1 protein-coding gene is annotated in these 2943 nt (G+C 71.0%); it reads right to left on the bottom strand.

What is annotated here, in order from left to right; translation table 11 throughout:
- On the bottom strand, positions 1-2943 hold a 2943-nt coding region (locus AQI88_RS42170; RefSeq protein ID WP_159050602.1), incomplete at both ends, for a type I polyketide synthase.

The raw sequence follows: 2943 nt of genomic DNA, 5'->3' as shown, positions 1-2943 counted from the left end.
GCGCCAACGCCTGCGCGCAGCGCTCCATCGCCGCCGCGAACACCGGCTCCTCGCCCCACAACTGCAGACCCATCCCGGCCCACTGCGCACCCTGACCCGCGAACACGAACACCGGCCGCGACACCGACGCCGAACCAACGCTCCCGGTCACCACACCGGTCACGACCCCGGGTGCTTCCTGGCCCGCGGCAGCGGCAGTCAGGCCCTCCAGCAGCTGGGCACGGTCCTGGCCGACCACCGCAAGCCGGTGGGAGAACGCCGTCGTCCGCGTCACCGCCAGAGAGAACGCCACATCCTTGGCCGCGACCTCCGGACGCGCCGCCACGAACTCCGCCAGCCGACCCGCCTGCGCAGCCAGCGCCGCAGCAGACCGCGCCGACACCACCCACGCCACCGGACCCACAGACTCCGGCCCATCCTGAACAGGAGCATCCACGGCAGGGACGTCCTGCGCGGGCTGTTCCAGGATGAGGTGGACGTTGGTGCCGCTGATCCCGAACGCCGACACACCAGCCCGCCGCGGACCAGAACCCGCCGACCACTCCCGAGGCGCGGTCAGCAGCTCCACCGCCCCGGCCGACCAGTCCACATGCGAGGACGGAGCGTCCACGTGCAGCGTCTGAGGCAGCATCCCGTGCCGCATCGCCTGCACCATCTTGATCACACCAGCCACACCGGCAGCCGCCTGCGTGTGACCGATGTTCGACTTCACCGACCCCAGCAACAGCGGCCGACCCTCCGGACGATCCTGACCATAGGTCGCCAGCAGCGCCTGCGCCTCGATCGGATCACCCAGCGCCGTACCGGTGCCATGCGCCTCCACCACGTCAACGTCGCCCGGCTGAAGCCCCGCACTCGCCAACGCAGCCCGGATCACCCGCTGCTGCGACGGACCATTCGGCGCCGACAGACCGTTACTCGCCCCGTCCTGGTTGACCGCACTGCCCGCCACGACCGCCAACACCCGGTGCCCACGCTCACGCGCATCCGACAACCGCTCCAGAACCAGGACACCGACACCCTCACCCCACCCGGTACCGTCAGCGGCATCCGAGAACGGCTTGCACCGGCCGTTAGCGGCCAGTCCTCGCTGCCGCGCGAACTCAGTGAACGTCCCAGGCGAAGCCATCACCGTGACGCCACCGGCCAGCGCCATCCCGCACTCCCCAGAGCGGAGTGCCTGCGCGGCAAGGTGAATCGCCGTCAGCGAGGACGAGCAGGCCGTGTCGATCGAGACCGCGGGACCCTGCAGCCCCAGCGAGTACGCCACCCGACCCGACGCCACACTCGCCGTGGTACCAGTCAGGCCAAAACCACCAGCACCGTCCTGCTCACCGGCCCGGTATCCCGAGGCGATGATCCCGGCGTAGACCCCGGTGTCGGTGCCACGCAGCGAACCCGGGGCAATCCCCGCGTCCTCCAGTGCCTCCCAGCACGTCTCCAGCAACAGCCGCTGCTGGGGATCCATCCCCAACGCCTCACGCGGACTGATCCCGAAGAACTCCGCATCGAAATCACCAGCGCCGTCAAGGAACCCACCCACCGGGGCAATAGCCGCGCCCGCGTCACCGGAATCCGGGTCAGACAGGCCGGCCACGTCCCAGCCGCGGTTCGCCGGGAAGCCCGACATCGCGTCGGAGCCTCCAGCGACCAGCTGCCAGAAACCCTCCGGGTCCTCCACCCCGCCCGGGAACCGGCAACCCATACCCACGATCACCACCGGCTCGTCCGTGCCGATGCGGACTGCCGGCGCGGACACCGCCCTGGCGGCCTCGGCAGTCCCGCACACCTCTGTCACCAGGTGCCGGGCGAGTTCCAGAGGAACGGGGTAGTCGAAGACCAGGGTGGCGGGAAGGCTCAGGCCGGTCTCGGCCGAGAGCCGGTTGCGGAGCTCCAGCGCGGTCAGGGAGTCGATGCCCATGTCCCGGAAGGCCCGCTGGGGATCGATGTCCCCGGGTCGGGCATGACCCAGAACAACAGCGGCAGCGGCCCGGACGATCTGCAGAACCTCCTGCTCGCGCTCAGCGGAACCGAGCGCGGCCAACCGGGCCGCCAAGCCACCCTCGTCCGCAGCCACGGCCGCGGTCGGGCGGGCGGGAGTGCCCACGGCCAGACCCCGCAGCAGCGGAAGCAGCGGTCGTCCCGGACGTGACAGTGCTGTCAGGTCCAGTCGGGCCGGGACCGCCAACGGCGCACCCAACGCAGTAGCAGCGTCGAACAACGCGAGGCCCTGCTCGGTCGTCAGCGGCTGGACACCGCCACGGCGCAGACGGGAGAGGTCAGCGCCGGCCAACTGCCCGGTTATCTCCGAGGTCTGAGCCCACAGCCCCCAGGCCAGCGACTGACCAGCCAGGTGCCGGTCGCGGCGGTAGGCGGCCAGCGCGTCCAAGAACGCGTTGGCCGCGGCGTAACTCCCCTGCCCCGGGCTGCCCATGACAGCCGCAGCCGAGGAATACAGCACGAACCCGGCCAGGCCGGTGCCCTCGGTCAACTCGTGCAGGTTCCAGGCCGCATCAGCCTTGGCAGCCAGGACAGTCGCCATGCGCTCAGGTGTCAGCGACTCCACCGTGGCGTCGTCGATCACACCGGCGGCATGGACCACCGCCGTCAACGGCCGTTCAGGAGCGATCCTCGCCAGCACCGAGGCGAGGGCGTCGCGGTCGGCGGCATCGCCGGCCTGCACCCGCACCTCCGTGCCCGACTGCGCCAACTCCGCAACCAGACAGGCAACCCCCGGCGCCGCCGGACCGCGCCGCGACATCAGCAGCAGATGCCGCATCCCGCGGACGTCCACCAGGTGCCGGGCCAACTCCCCGCCCAGCGTTCCGGTTCCACCGGTGACCAGGACAGTGCCCTGCCGGTCCCACTCGGCCGGGACGTTCAGTACGACCTTGCCCAGGTGCCGGGCGGCCTGCAGATACCGCAGCGCCGCAACCGCCTGCG

The organism is Streptomyces cellostaticus (assembly GCF_001513965.1).
Classification (GTDB): domain Bacteria; phylum Actinomycetota; class Actinomycetes; order Streptomycetales; family Streptomycetaceae; genus Streptomyces; species Streptomyces cellostaticus.
This window is presented reverse-complemented; position numbering and strand designations above follow the sequence as displayed.